Genomic DNA, 16,941 nt, shown 5'->3' on the forward strand with positions numbered 1-16,941 from the left:
GCTGACACTCGCCTCCTCGACATCTGGCCGAGGAGTTGACGATGTCCCTGACCCTTCCTGTGCCGGAAACCGTCGGCCTGGCACTGCCGGATTTCGCGCTTCCTGATCTGGCGCAGGGCCTGACGCCCGCCCCCATGCAGCCCGCCATGTCGGGTGCCGAGCAGGCGCTGCTGCGCGCTGCCGCGGCAGGGGCACGCAGCATGCTGGAGTTCGGTTGCGGCGGCAGCACGGGTCTGTTGCTGGATGCGAGCGAGGGCCGCCTGCTGTCGGTCGATTCTGACCGCGCCTGGCTGAACCGCGTGGCCGAGGGTGCCGCCGCCGCTCGCGCGCTGCGCCAAGGCCGGCTGACGCAATGGCATGCGGAAATCGGGCCGACCCGGGAATGGGGCTGGCCGCTGATGGCGCCTTCGGCCGATACCGGCTGGCGCTATTGGGGCGCCCCCTGGTTCAGCATGCCGCGCGCGGATTTCGTGCTGGTCGACGGCCGCTTCCGCATCGCCTGCGCCCTGTCTGCCCATGGCCGGCTGGATGCTGAAGGCCATGTCGCCATCCACGACTACTGGCCCCGTCGCGCCTATCAGGAGGCCCTGGCCCCCTTCTTCGAGGTGGTCGGGTCAGCCGGCACGCTGGTGCTGCTGAAGCCGCGCGCCGTCGTACCGGAAGAACTGCAGCAGGCCATCACCACCCACGCCGCGGATCCGCGCTAGGCGGGCAGCGCCAGCAGGTCCAGATGGGGCACGACCAGCGACAGCCGCCGCAATTCGGCGTGGCGGCTGCGCATCTCGGCCCAGGCCGCGATCCGCTTGCGGGCGCCGGGCAGCGCGCGGGCAGCAGCCTCCGCATGACCGATGGCCAGCTCATGGGTCATGGCGACCTGCCGGCGATCAATCTGCCAGGGGCTCGGCGCCAGCCGAACCTTGTAGCCATGGCGGGCAAAGGCGGCAGCGATGGCCTGGGGCGCGGCCTCACCCAGCGCCTTGCCGCCGAAACCCTTGTCCCGCGCCTGATCACGCGCGAAGCCGCGCCGCACCAGCACATCATCGGGATGAGCAGGGAAAAAGCGCGTGCCGCCTGAGACATTCAGCGCCGCATAGAAGGGCAGACCATACTCGGCACAGCCGGCGGCCACCTTCTCCACCCAATCGGTTGTGACCAGGTCACACAGCGCGGTCGTCACCACCGCGTCCACCTTCTCCAGCGGAAGCTGGTCCGCGGCCTCGCGCAGGTCGGCCAGCAGGCCCTCGATGCGCCAATGCCCGCCCGGGGCCTTCACCACCAGGGTGCGCGCATCGGGCCAGGCGGTCTGCCAGCCGACCAGATCGGCACGGTCGGCCAGGGTGGCGAAGGCGCGGTAGACCAGCTCGGCATCGGCATCGACCAGGGTCCAGCTTTGCCCTCGGCCCAGGATGGGCCCCAGCCAGCGGGTGAGCGAGCCGGTGCCCGCGCCCAGATCGAGCAGGCGCGGCCGCGCCGGCAGCGCGGCGGAGAGCGCCTCAGCCAGGCCAGGGGCGCGGGCCGCGGCGTCGAATGGCTCGCGCAGGGTCAGCCAATCAGCGGAAAAACTCTCAGTCACGGGCAAGTTCCTGTGCGAAGGCCTCGGCGCGATCGGCCCAGCGGGGCAGGCTGCCGGCGGCTTCCCAGGCCGCGTCGGACATCTCCTGCCGCAGGCCGGGGTCAAAGATCACGCGGCGCATGGCGCGCGACAGTGAATTGGCGTCACCCGGCTGCGCCACCACGCAGGCAGCACGCGGAACGACATCGGTAATGGCGCCACCGGCCGTCAGGGCACAGGGCAGGCCGCGTGCGATCGCCTCGGCGGCGGCCATGCCATAGCCTTCCCAGTGGGTCGCCAGGGCGAACAGGTCCGTCCTGTCATACGCTGCGGCGAGCGTGGCATCGTCCAGCTCGCCCAGGAACTCGACTCGCTGGGCCAGACCCAGCTCCTCGGCCAGCCCCTTCAGGCCGTTCGCATGCACCTCATCGCGCGCTCCGCCCGCAATGCCCAGGGACCAGTCGAGATCAGCCAGGCGGGCCAGCGCCCGCAGCAGCACATCGTGCCCCTTGCGCGGCACCAGCGTGCCCACGGCCAGGATCCGCACGCCGGGGCCGCCCGAGCCCTTCGCCCGCTCGGCGGCATCCGTACCCGGCTCCACCACCCCGACCTTCGCGGCGTCCACGCCGAAGTCGGCGGCCAGGCGCTCGGCGGTCAGGCGCGAGGTGGCGACGAGGCGCTTCATGGCCGGGAACAGCGCCAGCTCCTTCTCGCGCAGCGCGTCGCGGTTCAGGCCCTTTTCCAGCGCCGTCGGGTGATGGATCAGCCCCACGGCGCGGCCCAGATCCAGCCCTGCGAAGGCGGGCAGGCCCAGGCCGTCGATCACCGGCAGCTCGTCCTCGGCAATTCCGGCCCAGGCGGCACGGGCGGCCGCCTCGGCCGTGTCGTCCGGCATGGGGTGGTTGCCGGCCAGTTCGATGACCCGCACCGCATGGCCGTTGGCCCGCAGCCCCGCGATCAGCCGCCGGTCGTAGTTGTAGCCGCCCGAAACCGTCTCGATGGGGGCCGGGACCAGCAGGGCGATCTTCACGCGACGGGCCCTTCGAAGGCGGCCCAGGCCACATGGCTCTCACGCAGCAGCACCTTGATGCCGGTCACGCCCGCACCGCCGGGGCCCATGCGGCCGTCGCGGCAGGCCTCGGCCAGCAGGCCATGGATGTGCAGGCACAGATACTCGGTGGTGGTGTTCTTGCCGGCGAAGACGGGTTCCTCGTCCAGGTTCCGGTAGTCGATCGCGGAGAGGATCTTCCGCAGCTCATCCTTCGCCAGCCCGATGTCGATCAGCAGGTGCAGATCGTCCAGCTTCGGCGCGCGGAACTCCGCCTCCACCACGAAGGTCGCGCCATGCAGCCGCTGGGCCGGGCCGAATTCCTTACCGCGGAAGCTGTGCGCGACCATGATGTGGTCGACGACGGTCAGGCTGAACATCAGGCGGTGGTCTCCGGATAGGTCACGAGCGGGCAGAGGGCTGGGCGTTCCAGCAGCGCGGCATAATGCCGGGGCAGGTCGGCAAAGGCGATGGGGGGTTCCAGCAGGCCATCCAGCCTGTCATCGCGCAGCAGATCCAGCGCGAGGGCCATGCGCTCTCCATGCGTGCGCCGCCCCCGCATGGCGGGCGAGACGCTGCCGACCTGGGTCGAGATGATCTGCAGGCGCTTCTGATGGAAGGCCTCACCCAGCGGCAGGGCCGGGCGCGCGGCGCCGAACCAGCTGGCTTCGATGAGGCGTGCCTCGAAACCCGCGCGCGACAGGGCCAGGTTCAGCCCGGCCTCCGTGGCGCTGGCATGGATGATGAGTTCCTGGTCGGCCGGCGCCTCGGCCGGCGCGCGAAAATCCGCGCCCAGCGCGCGGGCAATGGCGGCACGGGAGGCGTCAGGGTCCACCACCGTGACCTGCACGCCCGGAAACCGCGCCAGCAGAAACGCCGCGAGCAGCCCGACAACCCCCGCACCGATCACCAGGGCGCGCTCGCCGGCCAGGGGCCGGGCATCCCACATGATGTTCAGCGCCGTTTCCATATTCGCGCCCAGCACCGCGCGGTGCGTCGGCAGGGCATCGGGCAGCGGCGTGCAGAAATGGGCGGGGGCGACCAGAGCCTCCTGATGCGGGGCCAGCACAAACACACGCCGGCCCGACAGCGCCCCTTCCTCCACCATCGCCACGCCGCAATAGCCATAGGCGACCGGCCCGCCGAAATCCCCCAGTTGCAGAGGCGCGCGCATGACGGCGTACTGGCTTTCGGGGACGCGGTGGTGCAGCACCAGCCGCTCCGTCCCGCGTGAAATGCCGCTGGCCAGCATGCGCAGGCGCAATTGGCCGTCGGCGCGCGGCGGCAGGGGGGCGTCGAGCAGCGCCACCTCTCCGGCGGCGGTCACCCAAAGGGCGCGGGGCATCAGGGACAGACCATGGGGGGGCGGGCGCGGTTCACCGCCATATCGAACAGCACATCCGGGGCGATGTCATGGCAGGTCCAGGAGAGCTTGAGGCCGTCGCTGATCCGCGCGGCCTCGGGGAGGGCAAAGGCCGGGCGACCCGAGCCCAGGATGATGGGGGCGACCGTGACATGCAGCCGGTCGATCAGCCCGGCGATGAGAAAGCGGGACACCGTGATGCCGCCGCCCTCCACGAAGATCCGGGTCAGGCCCTGGGCGGCCAGCGAGGCCAGCAAGGCCGGCAGATGCAGCCGCCCTTCCCCGCAGCGCGGCACCGGCAGGATATCGGCGGTGCCATGGCGGGTGCCGCGCGCCGCGTCCTCCGCCACCGCCAGGATCGTGCGCGGGCCGCCCTGGAACACCTTGCGTTCCAGCGGCAGCTCCTGCCGGGTGTCGAGGATGACGCGCACCGGGTCCGGCCCCGGCACCAGCCGGGTGGTCAGTTGCGGGTCGTCATTGGCGACCGTCGCGGCACCCACCAGCACCACGTCGCACAAGGCACGCAGGCGATGGGTGTGCATGAGGTCACCCGGCCCGCCGATCCATTGGGATGAGCCGCTGCGGGTCGCGATGCGGCCGTCCAGCGTCTGTGCCAGGCGGCCGATCACCAGGCATCCGTCAGGGGTGTCAGGCGCCGCCAGCAGCGGCGCGAACAGAGGGGCAAGCGGGCCCTCGGCCCGCCCCTCCAGCAGCGCGTTCCAGCCTGGGTCGCTCAACAGCCACCGGGGGTTGGCGCCAGCTCCAGCAGCTCACCGGCGACGCTGAACTCGCCGAAATCCATGTGGACGTCATCGGCCACGCCATTGGCATAGTAGCGCAGCGCGACCTCATAGTTCGGCGTGCCGGCGCCTGCCTGGGAGCCGGGCTCAAAGAAGGAAATGCGCATGCGCTGCGCTGCCTGGCCCGCCATGGCGGGGAAGCGGGGGTTGGCCTGCGGCTCCTGCATCGCGCCGATCATGAAGGTGCTGGTTTCCTGCGCGCCGTCCTCATCCGTGCCGTCCATCAACGGCGCGGCCAGGATGCGCTGCCCGGCGCGTGCGGTGGCCAGGGCGCGGATGGTGTGCATCATCGGGAACAGCGTGCCGCGCGGCAGCTGGGTCTCGTTGGGCGCGGGGTCCTGGTAGGTGACGCGGCCGGTGCCGTCCGGGTTGCGCGTCGCCTCGCCGGAGATGCGCTGGGTGACGGCGCCCTCGGTCATCTGCGTCAGGGAGAAGCGCAGGCGGGAACCGTCCTTGGCCTCGAAGGTGGAATAGTCGCTGCTGGTCTCGATGCGGTTGCCGTCGCGGTCCGTGACCACCAGGGTGAAGCGCTGGCGCGTGGTCCAGCCTTCGCAGGCGTCCTGGATCTCGAAGACCATGGCGCCCTCGGCCCGCTGCACGCCGCCCTGGTCGCGCACGCGGTCCAGGTTCAGCCGGTACGCCGCGCGGTGGGCGAGCATGGCGCCCGCCCCCTCCTGCGGTTCGGCAGCGGTGGCGGGCAAGGCCCAGGCGAGGGAGACGGCGGCGATGCCGGCCAGGAGGATGCGACGCATCCAGCCAATGTAGGCATTTTTGCGCCGCGTTGCAGTGGGCTGGGTGTTACTGGGGTATTTCAGTCCACAATGAACAGCTTCGCGCCCTTGTCGCCGGTCTTGGAGCGGTGGGGCGAGTCGCCGAAATCGGACACCTTGTACCCCTGGCCCGGCGTCATCGGGAATTCGCGGCCGTCCTGCAGCTCGCTGGTCAGCTCGCCTTCCAGCAGCAGCATCACATGGCCGCGGTCGCACCAATGGTCCGCCAGATAGCCCGGGGAATACTCCACGATGCGGATGCGGACGTCGCCCATGGTCACGGTGCGCCACAGGGCGAAGCCCGTGGTGCCTTCGTGGCGGGTGGGCTCGACCTTGGACCAGTCGATCGCGGTAAACGGGGATTCCGGGAGTTTCATGCACCCACCTGCTGCAGCCAGTCGGCCAGGTTGTAGAAGTTGCTGACGCGCGCGATGCGCCCGCCGCGGATGTCAAAGAAGGCGCCCGCCGGCAGAACGTAGCGCTGGCCCGTGGCCGGCGGCAGCCCCTCGTCGGTTGCCTTATAGGTGCCATGCACCACGAACTCAGCCGACGCCCGGGCGCCATCCGGCGCCGCCATCACCACGATGTCCCGCAATTGCTCGGCATAGGAGCGGTCCATGCGCGCCAGGAAGGCACGGAAGGCGTCCATGCCCACCTCACGCCCGCCCTGGTTGATGTCGTGCGCCACGTCATCCGTCAGCAGCGAGAGCATGGTTTCCCACTCGCCCGCGTTGAAAGCGGCATAATAGCGGCGGATCAGGTCGATGGTCTCGGTCATGTGGCTTCCGGGATGGGTGCTGCATGTTTATGTTGCACCGCCTCAGACTGCGCCAGCCCAGGGTTACCAAGCCGGACATGACCAAAGCTCTTTCCTTCCAGGACATGATCCTGACGCTGCACCGCTACTGGTCCAGCCAGGGCTGCCTCATCCTCCAGCCCTATGACATGGAAATGGGCGCGGGCACCTTTCACCCGGCCACCACGCTGCGCGCGCTGGGCGGCACGCCCTGGAAGGCGGCCTATGTCCAGCCTTCCCGCCGCCCGTCGGATGGCCGCTATGGCGAGAACCCGAACCGGCTGCAGCACTATTACCAGTACCAGGTCATCATGAAGCCGAGCCCGCGTGACCCGCAGGCCCTGCTGCTGGAAAGCTACAAGGCGCTGGGGCTGGACCCCGCCCTGCACGACATCCGCTTCGTCGAGGATGACTGGGAAAGCCCGACGCTGGGCGCCTGGGGCCTGGGCTGGGAAGTCTGGTGCGACGGCATGGAGGTGACGCAGTTCACCTATTTCCAGCAGGTCGGCGGCATCCCGTGCGAGGTGCCGAGCTGCGAGCTGACCTACGGCCTGGAACGGCTGGCCATGTACATCCAGGGCGTCGAGAACGTGTACGACCTGCGCTTCAACGACGACGGCGTGACCTATGGCGAGGTGTTCCTGCGTGCCGAGCAGGAATACAGCGCCCACAACTTCGAATTCGCCAACATCGACCTGCTGAAGAAGCAGTTCGAGGAAGCCGAGCAGGAATGCCTGGCGCTGGTGGAGAAGGGCCTGGCCATGCCGGCCTATGACCACTGCATCAAGGCCAGCCACCGCTTCAACCTGCTGGACGCGCGCGGCGCCATCAGCGTGACGGAGCGCGCGGCCTATATCGGCCGGGTGCGCACGCTGGCAAAGGCCTGCTGCGAAAGCTGGCTGGCCAAGGCCGCCTGACCCATGACCCCGCGTGACGTTCCGACCATCGAAGTGAAGGCTGCGATCTAGTGCCCGAACTGCTTCTTGAGCTCCTCACCGAGGAAATCCCGGCCCGTATGCAGGCCCGCGCGGCAGAGGATCTGTGCCGCCTGGTGGGCGCCGCCCTGGCGCCGATCGCCCAGGGCGCGCCCCGCGGCTTCCATGGTCCGCGCCGGATCGGCCTGGTGATGCAGGTGGCCGCCAGTGCCGAGACCGCGCCGAAGGAAGAGCGCGGCCCGCGCACCAGCGCGCCCGAGGCCGCGCTGACCGGCTTCCTGCGCAAGCATGGCGCGACCAAGGAAGACCTCACCCAGCAGGGCGATTTCTGGGTGCTGGTGAAGCCCGGTTCCAGCACGGAGGCCGCGGCGCTGATCGCCGGCGCGCTGCCGGGGGTGCTGTGGTCCTTCCCCTGGCCGAAATCCATGCGCTGGGGCATCAGCGGCTTCACCTGGGTGCGGCCGCTGCAACGCATCCTGTGCCTGCTGGATGGCCAGGTAGTGCCCTTTGCCCTGGCGCGCGAGGACGACGCGGCGCATGGCATCGCCTCCGGCGACGAGACCGAGGGGCATCGCGTGCACGGCCCCGGCGCCTTCCGCGTCTCGGGCTATGCGGATTTCGTGAGCAAGCTGCGTGACCGTTTCGTGGTGGTGGAGCCCGAGGAGCGGCTGGCCGCGATCCGCGAGGGCATCGCGGCGCTGGCCTCGGCCGAGGGGCTGGACGTGGTGCCCGATGAGGGTCTGCTGAACGAGGTGGCCGGGTTGGTCGAATGGCCGGTGCCGCTGCTGGGCCGCATCGACGACGATTTCATGGACCTGCCGGCGGAGGTCATGCGCACCTCCATGCGCGTCAACCAGCGCTATTTCGCGCTGCGCAAGGCTGATGGGTCGGCGGCGCCGCGCTTCGCGCTGGTGGCCAACATCGCGGCGGCCGATGGCGGTGCCGCGCTGGTGGCGGGCAATGAGCGCGTGCTGCGCGCGCGCCTGTCCGATGCGCGCTTCTTCTGGGACCATGACCTGAAGGCGCCGCTGGAGAGCCTGCTGCCGAAGCTGGATGGCGCGGTGTTCCACGCGAAGCTGGGCACGCAGGGCGACCGCGTGCGACGGTTGGAAGAACTGAGTCGTAGTCTGGCCCCGTTTGTTGGCGCTGACCCGGATCTCGCAGCGCGTGCCGCCAAGCTCGCGAAAGCAGATCTTGCGAGCGGCATGGTAGGCGAGTTCCCGGAACTACAAGGCATCATGGGTGGCTACTATGCCGCGCGCGGTGGCGAGACACCGGAAGTGGCCGAGGCTGTCTCCCAACACTATCGTCCGCTGGGCCCGACCGACGCCGTGCCGACCGGCCCGGTGGCCATCGCCGTGGCGCTGGCTGACAAGCTGGACCAGCTGGCGGGCTTCTTCGCGGTGGGCGAGAAGCCGACCGGCTCGGGCGACCCCTTCGCGCTACGTCGTGCTGCGCTGGGTGTGATCCGAATTATCCGTGAGAACAATCTGCGGCTCCGCCTATGGAGCAACGTGTTGTTCGCGGCGGGTGGCGTTCAAAGGTCTATCCGTAAGATTAGTGATGTCGACTTGGACCTGAATGCCATCGCCAGCGATGTCACGGCCTTCATCCTCGAACGCCTCCGCGTCCAGCTCCGCGCCGAGGGCGGGCGCCATGATCTCGTCGCCGCCTCCATCGGCACCGACGATGACATCCTGCGCATCCTTGCCCGGGCATCGGCCCTGCAATCCCTGGTTGAAACCGAGACCGGCGCCGCCCTTCTGGCCGCCGCGCGCCGGGCGCAGAACATCCTGCGCATCGAGAACAAGAAGGACGGGCCGCATGACGGTCCGGTGAATTCCGCCCTTCTGGCCGACGAGGCCGAAAAAGCGCTGTTTTCCGCGCTTGAGACGGCGGAACCCGCCGCCCGCGCCGCGCTGGAGGCTGAGAATTTCGCAGTTGCGGTGGAAACCCTGGCCGCCCTGCGCGTTCCCCTGGATGCGTTTTTCGAAAGCGTCATGGTGAACGCCCCCGATCCCGACCTCCGGGCCAACCGCCTGCGGTTGCTCCACCGTCTCGCCACATCCATGGCTGATGTGGCAGAACTCTCCCAGATTGAAGCCTGAGGAACATCTGATGACCAAATGGGTGTACAGCTTCGGCGCCGGCCGTAACGAAGGCCGCGCCGATATGCGTAACCTGCTGGGCGGCAAGGGCGCCAACCTGGCCGAGATGGCCAGCATCGGCCTGCCGGTTCCCCCGGGCTTCACGATTACCACCGAAGTCTGCACCTATTACTATGCCAACAAGGAAACCTACCCGGCGGAACTGACGGCCGAGGTGGAAGCCGCCCTGGCCCATGTCGAAAGCTCGGTCGGCCTGCTGTTCGGCGATGCCACCAAGCCGCTGCTGGTCTCCGTGCGCTCCGGCGCCCGCGCCTCCATGCCCGGCATGATGGATACGGTGCTGAACCTGGGCCTGAACGACATCACCGTGGCCGGCCTGGCCAAGGCGAGCGGGGACGACCGCTTCGCCTGGGACAGCTACCGCCGCTTCATCCAGATGTTCGGCAATGTGGTGCTTGAGGTCGATCACCACCGCTTCGAGGAAATCATCGAGCACGCCAAGCTGACGCGCGGCGTGATGGAAGACACCGACCTGACCGCCGCCGACTGGCAGGGCGTCGTCTCCGAGTACAAGGAGATGGTCGAGGAAGTCACCGGCAAGCCCTTCCCGCAGGACCCGAAGGAGCAGCTGTGGCGCGCGATCGGCGCCGTGTTCGGCTCCTGGATGAACCAGCGCGCCATCACCTATCGCCGCCTGCACGAAATCCCGGCCAGCTGGGGCACCGCCGTGAACGTCCAGGCGATGGTGTTCGGCAACATGGGCCTGGATTGCGCGACCGGCGTCTGCTTCACGCGTGACCCGTCCACCGGCGAGAACATCTTCTACGGCGAGTATCTGGTGAACGCCCAGGGCGAGGACGTGGTGGCGGGCATCCGCACCCCGCAGCCCATGAGCAAGGGCCGCGCCAAGCCCGGCGAGAAGCCGATGGAAGAGGTGATGCCCGGCGCCTATGCCGATCTGGTGAAGGTCCGCGAGACCCTGGAAAAGCACTACCAGGACATGCAGGACATCGAGTTCACCGTGCAGCAGAACAAGCTGTACATGCTGCAGACCCGCACCGGTAAGCGCACCGCCGGCGCCGCCCTGCGCATCGCGGTGGAGATGGCCAATGAAGGCCTGATCAGCCGCGAGGAAGCGATCAACCGCGTGCCGCCCGCCTCGCTCGACCAGCTGCTGCACCCGATGCTGGACCCGAAGGCGCCGCGCACCGTGCTGTCCAAGGGCCTGCCCGCCTCGCCGGGCGCTGCCTGCGGCGCGGTCGTGTTCTCCGCCGATGAGGCCGAGACGCGCGCCGCCAAGGGCGAGGCCGTCATCCTCGTCCGCATCGAGACCTCGCCCGAGGACATCCACGGCATGCACGCCGCAAAGGGCATCCTGACCACGCGCGGCGGCATGACCAGCCACGCGGCGGTGGTGGCCCGCGGCATGGGCCGGCCCTGCGTGGCCGGTGCCGGCGGCATCACGGTGGACTACAGCGCCCAGGCCCTGTCGGCCGGCGGCCACATCGTCCGCGCCGGTGAGACCCTGACCATCGACGGCGCGACCGGTGAGATCTTCGTCGGCTCCGTGCCGATGATCGAGCCCAAGCTGTCGGGTGACTTCGCCACGCTGATGGAATGGGCCGACCAGGTGCGCCGCATGAAGGTGCGCGCCAACGCCGAAACCCCGCTGGACGCGGACACCGCCCGCAAGTTCGGCGCCGAGGGCATTGGCCTGTGCCGCACCGAGCACATGTTCTTCGACCCCGCGCGCATCGGCGCGGTGCGCCAGATGATCATGTCCGAGACGGAGCAGGGCCGCCGCGACGCGCTGGCCAAGCTGCTGCCCTTCCAGCGTGACGACTTCGCCCAGCTGTTCCGCATCATGGCCGGCCTGCCCGTCACGATCCGCCTGCTGGACCCGCCGCTGCACGAGTTCCTGCCCCACACCGATGCCGAGATGGCCGAGGTGGCGCAGAGCCTGAACACGGACCTGGCCACCATGAAGCGCCGCGGCGAGGAGTTGGCGGAAGCCAACCCGATGCTCGGCCATCGCGGCTGCCGCCTCGGCATCTCCTATCCGGAGATCTATGAGATGCAGGCGCGTGCCATCTTCGAGGCCGCGGTGATCGTCGCCAAGGAAGCCGGCAAGGCCCCGGTGCCCGAGATCATGATCCCGCTGGTGGCCACCACGCGTGAGCTGGAGATCACCCGCGCCCAGGTGGAGAAGCAGGCTGCCGCCGTCTTCGCCGAGACGGGCACGACGCTGGAATACCTGGTCGGCACCATGATCGAGCTGCCGCGCGCGGCGCTCAACGCCGACAAGATCGCCGAGAACGCGGACTTCTTCAGCTTCGGCACCAACGACCTGACGCAGACCACCTTCGGCCTGTCGCGCGACGATGCCGGCAAGTTCCTGCCGGAATATCTGGAGCACGGCATCTTCCCGAAGGACCCGTTCGTGTCGATCGACGTGGAAGGCGTGGGCGAGCTGGTGAAGATCGGCTCCAGCAAGGGCCGGACGGTGAAGAACGGCCTCAAGCTCGGCATCTGCGGCGAGCATGGCGGCGACCCGGCCTCCATCACCTTCTGCGAGAGCGTCGGCCTCGACTACGTTTCCTGCTCGCCCTACCGCGTGCCGGTGGCGCGTCTGGCGGCGGCGCAGGCGGCGCTGGGCGCCAAGAAGTAAGGGGCACCGCCCCCGTCGGAGCTGCCGGATGCGCGTTCTCATCACCGGCAGCGCCGGCTTCATCGGCTTCCACCTGGCCCGTCGCCTGCTGGCGAAGGGCCATACGGTGGCCGGCATCGACAACATGAACGCCTATTATGACGTGGCGCTGAAACAGGCGCGCCACGCCATCCTCTCCGAGGACCCGCGCTTCACCCCCCATGTGCTGGACATCACCGACCGCCCCGCGCTGGAGGCGGTGGTGGACGGGCTGCGGCCGGAGCTGGTGGTGCATCTGGCCGCCCAGGCCGGTGTGCGCCACGCGCTGAAGGCGCCGGAGGACTATGTCTCCAGCAACATCCAGGGCAGCTTCCATGTGCTGGAGGCCTGCCGGAAGCACCCGCCCGCCCATCTGCTGATGGCCAGCACCAGCAGCGTCTATGGCGCGACCGACAAGCTGCCCTTCCGCGAGGACGACCAGGCCGACACCGCCCTGAACATCTATGCCGCAAGCAAGCGCAGCATGGAGGTGATGGCCCATTCCCACGCGCATCTGTGGAAGCTGCCCGTCACCTGCTTCCGCTTCTTCACCGTCTATGGCCCCTGGGGCCGGCCGGACATGGCGCTGTTCAGGTTCACCCGCGCGATCCTGGCCGGTGAACCCATCGAGGTGTACGGCCACGGCCGCATGGCGCGTGACTTCACCTATGTGGATGATCTGGTGGAGGCGATCACCCGCCTGGCCGCGCATCCGCCGGTGGAAGGCCACCAGGTGGGCGAGATGGACAGCCTTTCGCCGGTCGCACCCTTTCGCGTGGTGAACATCGGCGGCGGCAATCCGGTGCAGCTGATGGATTTCATCGCGGCGGTGGAAAGCGCCCTGGGGCGCCAGGCGGAGAAGCTGTACCGCGACCGCCAGCCCGGCGAGGTGGAGACAACCTGGGCCGAACCCGCCCTGCTGCGCGCCCTGACCGGCGAAGTGCCCGAAACCCCGGTGACGCGGGGCGTGCAGGAATTCGTGGCTTGGTACCGGGAGTTCTACGGCGCCTAACGCCGGTACTGGACATCCCCGCTGGTGCGCAGCACCGCCCCGGTGGCGGCATTCACCTCCACCCGGAACAGGCGGCCATTGGGCGGCAGGATCTTGAATTCATAGAGCCATATGCCGTCGTCGCGGTCGAGGTCGGCCTCGATCACGCGGCCCAGGAAGCGCGCTTCCACCAGCTTCAGGATTTCCGACAGGGGCCTGATCTCTCCGGCCTCAAGCGCGGCACGCGCCCGTTCATGATCTCTGCGATCCTGCGCCGAGGCAAAATGGTCTGGCAGCAATGCAGCAGACGCAAACAGCGCCCCGAGCCCCAGCGTTAACAACAACTTGCGTCGCATGATTGACGATAACAGACCCCTCACTCTGAACCAAGGCTGAATGCCGCACTCAGCGTGGGTTCAGACGCACATGGCTAAAAGCTCATCATCAGTCAGCGTCGTGACGACGCCGCACCGCAGACCAGGAGATAAAGCCATGTTCGAACTGACCAGCCAATTCACCCCCGTCGTGTTGGGCGTGTTCATGCTGGCGTTGGCGCTGGCGCCCCTCGCCCTGGTCTGGTCCGACGGCCGGAAGGCTGCGCGCAACGCGCATCTTCGCCGGCTGAAGGCTGACGCTTCCCTGGCCTCGCTGCTGGCCAACCGCCAGCAGACCGGCCGGGCTCGCCTGACCGCTCTCAAGGCCCAGGCCGACTAAACTTCCTTTTCCCAAGACCCACTAAGAGCCGGCCCTCTGCGGGGGCCGGCTTTTTTTTGTGGGTCAGCTCCAGTCCTCGTGGCGGGTAATCACCTTGGCGGCCACGCGGCCGGCAGGGCGTTCAGGCAGCGGGCCGGGGCGGCCCAGGTGCCAGCCCTGGCCGAATTCCACCCCCAGCGCCAGCATGGTGGCCGCGTGCTCCTCGGTCTCGATGCGCTCCGCGATCACCTTGGCGCCGACGGCCAGGGAAAGGTCGACCATGGAGGAGACGAAGCTGCGGTCACGCGGGTTCTTCACTGCGGCCTCCACGAAGGCGCCATCCACCTTCACGTAATCCACCTTGAAGGCCTTCAGGTAACGGAAGGCCGCCGCCCCGGCACCGAAATCATCCAGGCAGGCCGGCACGCCGCGTTCGGACAGCGCGGCCAGGGTGCGCACGGCACCGTCCTCATGCTCGATCTCGGCGGTTTCCGTCAGCTCGACCATGATGCGCCGGCAGGCATCCGGCACGATGTCCAGCCGGCGCAGCAGCTCGGCACGGAAGGTCTCGCTCTGCATGGACAGGCCGGAGATGTTGATCGCGATACGCTCGCCCGCGCCCAGGCGCGGAATGGCCCGCAGCGCGTGTTCCAGCACCGCCAGGTCCAGATCCTCGGTCAGCCCCACCATCTCGGCCAGGCTGACGAATTCGGCGGGGCCCTGGTTGCGGCCGAGCAGGCCGCGCTCCGGGCGCAGCAGTGCCTCGTAGTGGTGCATGCTGCGGTCGCTGAGGGAGGCGATGGGCTGGTATTCCAGGGCGAAGCGCCCTTCCCGGATGGCGCGGCGCAACACCTGGCTGCGCTGCGCGACATCGGCGACGAAGCCCGGCAGGCCGTCCTGGAAACCGGCTTCGGCCACGCCGCGAATGCCGCCGGCGGCGAAGGCGGACAGGCAGTTGCGCAGCGCGCGGGCCGCCTGCAGCGGTGACAGCCCGGCCGCCGAGAGCGGCAGCGCATCCACCCGGACATTGCCCTTGGCGTTCGCCGGCATCATGGCGTCCAGCTGCTGGGCAAGGGCTGCGGTGTCGGGCAGCCGTTCACCGGCGCGGGGAAGCAGGGAGAACCGGCCCGGCGCGACCTCGGCCGCCAGGCACGCACCGCCGCCTGCATCGCCCACCACGCGGCGGATGTCGGGCATCAGCGCCTCGGGGATCTCGCCCCGGATCTCGACCATGCCGAGCTTGTCGGGGGCGTCGGGCACCGGCTCGCCGGTCGCGGCACGGCGCATCCTTTCCTCGGCATCCTGCAGCATGGCGGCACTGGCGGGGATGGCGGCGGGTGCGTCGGGCAGGCGCCCGGGCATGGGCGCGAAGCTGAGGCACAGCCGCGCGACGTGGCCCGGAAGGGCCAGGTGCAGGCCGGATACGACAAAGGGCGTCTGCGCCGCGTCCGCCAGGTGAAGCGTCGCGGGCTCAAGCCTGCCGCGCAGGGGCAGCACGGCCAATGCGGCGGTCAGGGCAGCGCGGTCGGCCGGTGCCACGACGCTTGCGACCGGGTGGCCGATCAGCTCCTCGGGCCTGCGGTTCAGGCGGGCTCGGAAGGCGCCGGTGGCGAAGATGATGCGCCCGCTGAGATCCGCCTCGACCAGCAGATCCGCGGCGGCGAAGGCGAAGGCGACGAAGCGCTCGCGTTCACCAAGGGGGCGATGGGGGGTGGTGGTATCGCTCATGCTGCCTGTGCCGTCCTGCCGGACAGGCTTACGCAGCATGGCTTGCAAAAGACTTAAAGTGAGGGGGGCACGCCCCCCTCAAACCGGTTCAGGCCGCCTTGCGCAGGGCGTCGCCCAGCGTGTTGAAGATGCGGTCCACATGCGGCTTCTCGATGATCAGCGGCGGGGACAGGGCGATGATGTCGCCCGTGACGCGCACCAGCAGGCCGTCGTCGAAGCAGCTGCGCAGGATGTCCATCGCGCGGGCGCCCGGGGCGCCGGGGCGGGAGGACAGCTCGATGCCCGCGATCAGGCCGAAGTTGCGGATGTCCACCACATTCGGCGCATCCTTCAGGCTGTGCGCGGCCTGCTCCCAGTACGGCTCGATGTCGCGCACGCGGCCCGCCAGGTCTTCCTTCTGGTGGATGTCCACGCTCGCGATCGCGGCGGCGGCGGCCAGCGGGTGGCCGGAATAGGTGTAGCCGTGGAACAGCTCGATGCCGGCCGGGCTGTTGTTCACGACGGTGTCGTACACCTCGTTCATCACGGCGACCGCACCCATGGGCACGGCGGCGTTGGTCAGGCCCTTGGCCATGGTGATCATGTCGGGGATCACTTCCAGACGCTCGCAGCCGAAGGGCGCACCGATGCGGCTGAAGCCGGTGATGACCTCATCGAAGATCAGCAGGATGCCGTGCTTGGTGCAGATCTCACGCAGGCGCTTCAGGTAGCCCACGGGGGGCACCAGCACGCCGGTGGAGCCCGACACCGGCTCGACCATCACGGCGGCGATGGTGTCGGCGCCGTGCAGGGCCACCAGGTCCTCCAGCTTGTCGGCCAGGAAGGCGCCATGCTCGGGCATGCCCTTGGCGAAGAAGTTCTCCTTCAGGCCATGGGTGTGCGGCAGGTGGTCCACATAGGGAAGCTGGCCGCCGAACTGGCGGCGGTTGCCGCCGATGCCGCCGACGGACATGCCGCCGAAGCCCACGCCGTGATAGCCGCGCTCACGCCCGATCAGGCGCACGCGGCTGCTCTGGCCCTTGGCCTTCTGATAGGCCAGCGCGATCTTGAGCGCGGTGTCGTCGCTCTCGGAGCCGGAATTGGTGAAGAAGACGCGGTCCATGCCGTCGGGCGTCATCTCGGCCACGCGGGCGGCGGCCTCGAAGGCGATGGGGTGGCCCATGTTGAAGGTGGGCGCGTAGTCCATCACGGCGGCCTGCTTCTGGATGGCTTCCGTGATCTCGGTGCGGCCGTGGCCGGCGTTGCAGCACCACAGGCCAGCGGTGCCGTCGATGACCTCCCGGCCCTCCGGCGTGTAGTAGAACATGCCCTTGGCACGGGCGAGCATCATCGGGTTCTGCTTGAAGGCCCGATTGTTGCTGAAGGGCATCCAGTAGGCGTCCAGGTTGTTGGGACGCGGGATGGAGATCTCGTTCATGGCGGCGCTACTCCGGCGGCGGATGGCCGAGGTAAGCCCAAGCGCCATGGCGTT

17 protein-coding genes are annotated in these 16,941 nt (G+C 69.0%); 6 read left to right on the forward strand and 11 right to left on the reverse strand.

The features are described from left to right. The first annotated feature begins 41 nt into the window (after positions 1-41). Entirely contained in the window at positions 42-707 is a 666-nt protein-coding gene (locus EOD42_RS03650; RefSeq protein ID WP_127785987.1) for a hypothetical protein, read from the forward strand. Here the strand turns inward: EOD42_RS03650 and EOD42_RS03655 are convergent. The 8 genes from EOD42_RS03655 to EOD42_RS03690 are packed head-to-tail and all read right to left on the reverse strand — an operon-like array spanning position 704 to position 6,311. Next, positions 704-1,573, reverse strand: a complete 870-nt coding sequence (locus EOD42_RS03655; RefSeq protein WP_127785989.1) for a class I SAM-dependent methyltransferase — start codon at positions 1,571-1,573, stop codon at positions 704-706. The genes EOD42_RS03650 and EOD42_RS03655 overlap by 4 nt on opposite strands. Continuing rightward, positions 1,566-2,582, reverse strand: coding sequence for a glycosyltransferase family 4 protein (locus tag EOD42_RS03660; RefSeq protein ID WP_127785991.1), 1,017 nt, complete (start codon positions 2,580-2,582; stop codon positions 1,566-1,568). The genes EOD42_RS03655 and EOD42_RS03660 overlap by 8 nt, the downstream gene beginning before the upstream one ends. Further along, positions 2,579-2,980, reverse strand: coding sequence for a 6-pyruvoyl trahydropterin synthase family protein (locus EOD42_RS03665; protein WP_127785993.1), 402 nt, complete (start codon positions 2,978-2,980; stop codon positions 2,579-2,581). Before EOD42_RS03665 ends, EOD42_RS03660 begins: the two co-directional genes overlap by 4 nt. Continuing rightward, entirely contained in the window at positions 2,980-3,945 is a 966-nt protein-coding gene (locus EOD42_RS03670; RefSeq protein WP_127785995.1) for a zinc-dependent alcohol dehydrogenase, read from the reverse strand. Before EOD42_RS03670 ends, EOD42_RS03665 begins: the two co-directional genes overlap by 1 nt. Beyond that, positions 3,945-4,700: a RibD family protein gene (locus EOD42_RS03675; protein WP_240654854.1), complete on the reverse strand. Its 756-nt coding sequence runs from the start codon at positions 4,698-4,700 to the stop codon at positions 3,945-3,947. The genes EOD42_RS03670 and EOD42_RS03675 overlap by 1 nt, the downstream gene beginning before the upstream one ends. Further along, positions 4,697-5,515 carry an EipB family protein gene (locus EOD42_RS03680; RefSeq protein ID WP_127785997.1) on the reverse strand — a complete coding sequence of 273 codons (819 nt, stop codon included), beginning with the start codon at positions 5,513-5,515 and terminating at the stop codon, positions 4,697-4,699. The genes EOD42_RS03675 and EOD42_RS03680 overlap by 4 nt, the downstream gene beginning before the upstream one ends. 59 nt (positions 5,516-5,574) lie before the next feature. Next, positions 5,575-5,910, reverse strand: coding sequence for a DHCW motif cupin fold protein (locus tag EOD42_RS03685; RefSeq protein WP_127785999.1), 336 nt, complete (start codon positions 5,908-5,910; stop codon positions 5,575-5,577). After that, positions 5,907-6,311, reverse strand: coding sequence for a ketosteroid isomerase-related protein (locus EOD42_RS03690; RefSeq protein ID WP_127786001.1), 405 nt, complete (start codon positions 6,309-6,311; stop codon positions 5,907-5,909). The genes EOD42_RS03685 and EOD42_RS03690 overlap by 4 nt, the downstream gene beginning before the upstream one ends. A gap of 77 nt (positions 6,312-6,388) precedes the next feature. On the opposite strand from EOD42_RS03690, the gene EOD42_RS03695 reads away from it, so the two are divergent. From EOD42_RS03695 to EOD42_RS03710, 4 genes are read left to right on the forward strand one after another with little or no spacing between them, the layout of a single operon-like run. Further along, positions 6,389-7,246, forward strand: a complete 858-nt coding sequence (locus EOD42_RS03695) for a glycine--tRNA ligase subunit alpha (RefSeq protein ID WP_127786003.1) — start codon at positions 6,389-6,391, stop codon at positions 7,244-7,246. 50 nt (positions 7,247-7,296) lie between these two features. Further along, positions 7,297-9,372, forward strand: coding sequence for a glycine--tRNA ligase subunit beta (gene glyS / locus EOD42_RS03700; RefSeq protein ID WP_127786005.1), 2,076 nt, complete (start codon positions 7,297-7,299; stop codon positions 9,370-9,372). Positions 9,373-9,382: 10 nt separating this feature from the next. Then, positions 9,383-12,040, forward strand: a complete 2,658-nt coding sequence (gene ppdK / locus EOD42_RS03705; RefSeq protein WP_127786007.1) for a pyruvate, phosphate dikinase — start codon at positions 9,383-9,385, stop codon at positions 12,038-12,040. Between the two features lie 28 nt (positions 12,041-12,068). After that, complete coding sequence (locus tag EOD42_RS03710; protein ID WP_127786009.1) at positions 12,069-13,070, forward strand: SDR family NAD(P)-dependent oxidoreductase; 1,002 nt, start codon at positions 12,069-12,071, stop codon at positions 13,068-13,070. On the opposite strand, the gene EOD42_RS03715 is transcribed toward EOD42_RS03710, so the two are convergent. Next, the gene (locus tag EOD42_RS03715) at positions 13,067-13,405 is read right to left on the reverse strand and encodes a PepSY domain-containing protein (RefSeq protein WP_127786011.1); all 339 of its coding nucleotides are present in this window, start codon (positions 13,403-13,405) and stop codon (positions 13,067-13,069) included. The genes EOD42_RS03710 and EOD42_RS03715 overlap by 4 nt on opposite strands. Before the next feature lie 136 nt (positions 13,406-13,541). Between EOD42_RS03715 and EOD42_RS03720 the strand changes: the two genes are divergently transcribed. Continuing rightward, positions 13,542-13,763: a hypothetical protein gene (locus EOD42_RS03720; RefSeq protein ID WP_127786013.1), complete on the forward strand. Its 222-nt coding sequence runs from the start codon at positions 13,542-13,544 to the stop codon at positions 13,761-13,763. Positions 13,764-13,826: 63 nt separating this feature from the next. Here the strand turns inward: EOD42_RS03720 and EOD42_RS03725 are convergent, their stop codons facing one another. Both EOD42_RS03725 and EOD42_RS03730 read right to left on the reverse strand, forming a co-directional pair. Then, positions 13,827-15,470, reverse strand: a complete 1,644-nt coding sequence (locus EOD42_RS03725) for a sensor domain-containing phosphodiesterase (protein WP_127786015.1) — start codon at positions 15,468-15,470, stop codon at positions 13,827-13,829. Between the two features lie 88 nt (positions 15,471-15,558). Beyond that, complete coding sequence (locus EOD42_RS03730; protein ID WP_127786017.1) at positions 15,559-16,887, reverse strand: aspartate aminotransferase family protein; 1,329 nt, start codon at positions 16,885-16,887, stop codon at positions 15,559-15,561. Positions 16,888-16,941 lie beyond the last annotated feature (54 nt).

It is taken from the genome of Rhodovarius crocodyli (genome assembly GCF_004005855.1).
Lineage (GTDB): Bacteria > Pseudomonadota > Alphaproteobacteria > Acetobacterales > Acetobacteraceae > Rhodovarius > Rhodovarius crocodyli.

Bases quoted from the DNA above. Each gene is read 5' to 3' on its own strand.
- EOD42_RS03650 (WP_127785987.1), top strand. From the start codon at position 42: ATGTCCCTGACCCTTCCTGTGCCGGAAACCGTCGGCCTGGCACTGCCG.
- EOD42_RS03665 (WP_127785993.1), bottom strand. From the start codon at position 2,980: ATGTTCAGCCTGACCGTCGTCGACCACATCATGGTCGCGCACAGCTTC.
- EOD42_RS03670 (WP_127785995.1), bottom strand. From the start codon at position 3,945: ATGCCCCGCGCCCTTTGGGTGACCGCCGCCGGAGAGGTGGCGCTGCTC.
- EOD42_RS03680 (WP_127785997.1), bottom strand. From the start codon at position 5,515: ATGCGTCGCATCCTCCTGGCCGGCATCGCCGCCGTCTCCCTCGCCTGG.
- EOD42_RS03685 (WP_127785999.1), bottom strand. From the start codon at position 5,910: ATGAAACTCCCGGAATCCCCGTTTACCGCGATCGACTGGTCCAAGGTC.
- EOD42_RS03690 (WP_127786001.1), bottom strand. From the start codon at position 6,311: ATGACCGAGACCATCGACCTGATCCGCCGCTATTATGCCGCTTTCAAC.
- EOD42_RS03695 (WP_127786003.1), top strand. From the start codon at position 6,389: ATGACCAAAGCTCTTTCCTTCCAGGACATGATCCTGACGCTGCACCGC.
- ppdK (WP_127786007.1), top strand. From the start codon at position 9,383: ATGACCAAATGGGTGTACAGCTTCGGCGCCGGCCGTAACGAAGGCCGC.
- EOD42_RS03710 (WP_127786009.1), top strand. From the start codon at position 12,069: ATGCGCGTTCTCATCACCGGCAGCGCCGGCTTCATCGGCTTCCACCTG.
- EOD42_RS03715 (WP_127786011.1), bottom strand. From the start codon at position 13,405: ATGCGACGCAAGTTGTTGTTAACGCTGGGGCTCGGGGCGCTGTTTGCG.
- EOD42_RS03720 (WP_127786013.1), top strand. From the start codon at position 13,542: ATGTTCGAACTGACCAGCCAATTCACCCCCGTCGTGTTGGGCGTGTTC.
- EOD42_RS03725 (WP_127786015.1), bottom strand. From the start codon at position 15,470: ATGAGCGATACCACCACCCCCCATCGCCCCCTTGGTGAACGCGAGCGC.
- EOD42_RS03730 (WP_127786017.1), bottom strand. From the start codon at position 16,887: ATGAACGAGATCTCCATCCCGCGTCCCAACAACCTGGACGCCTACTGG.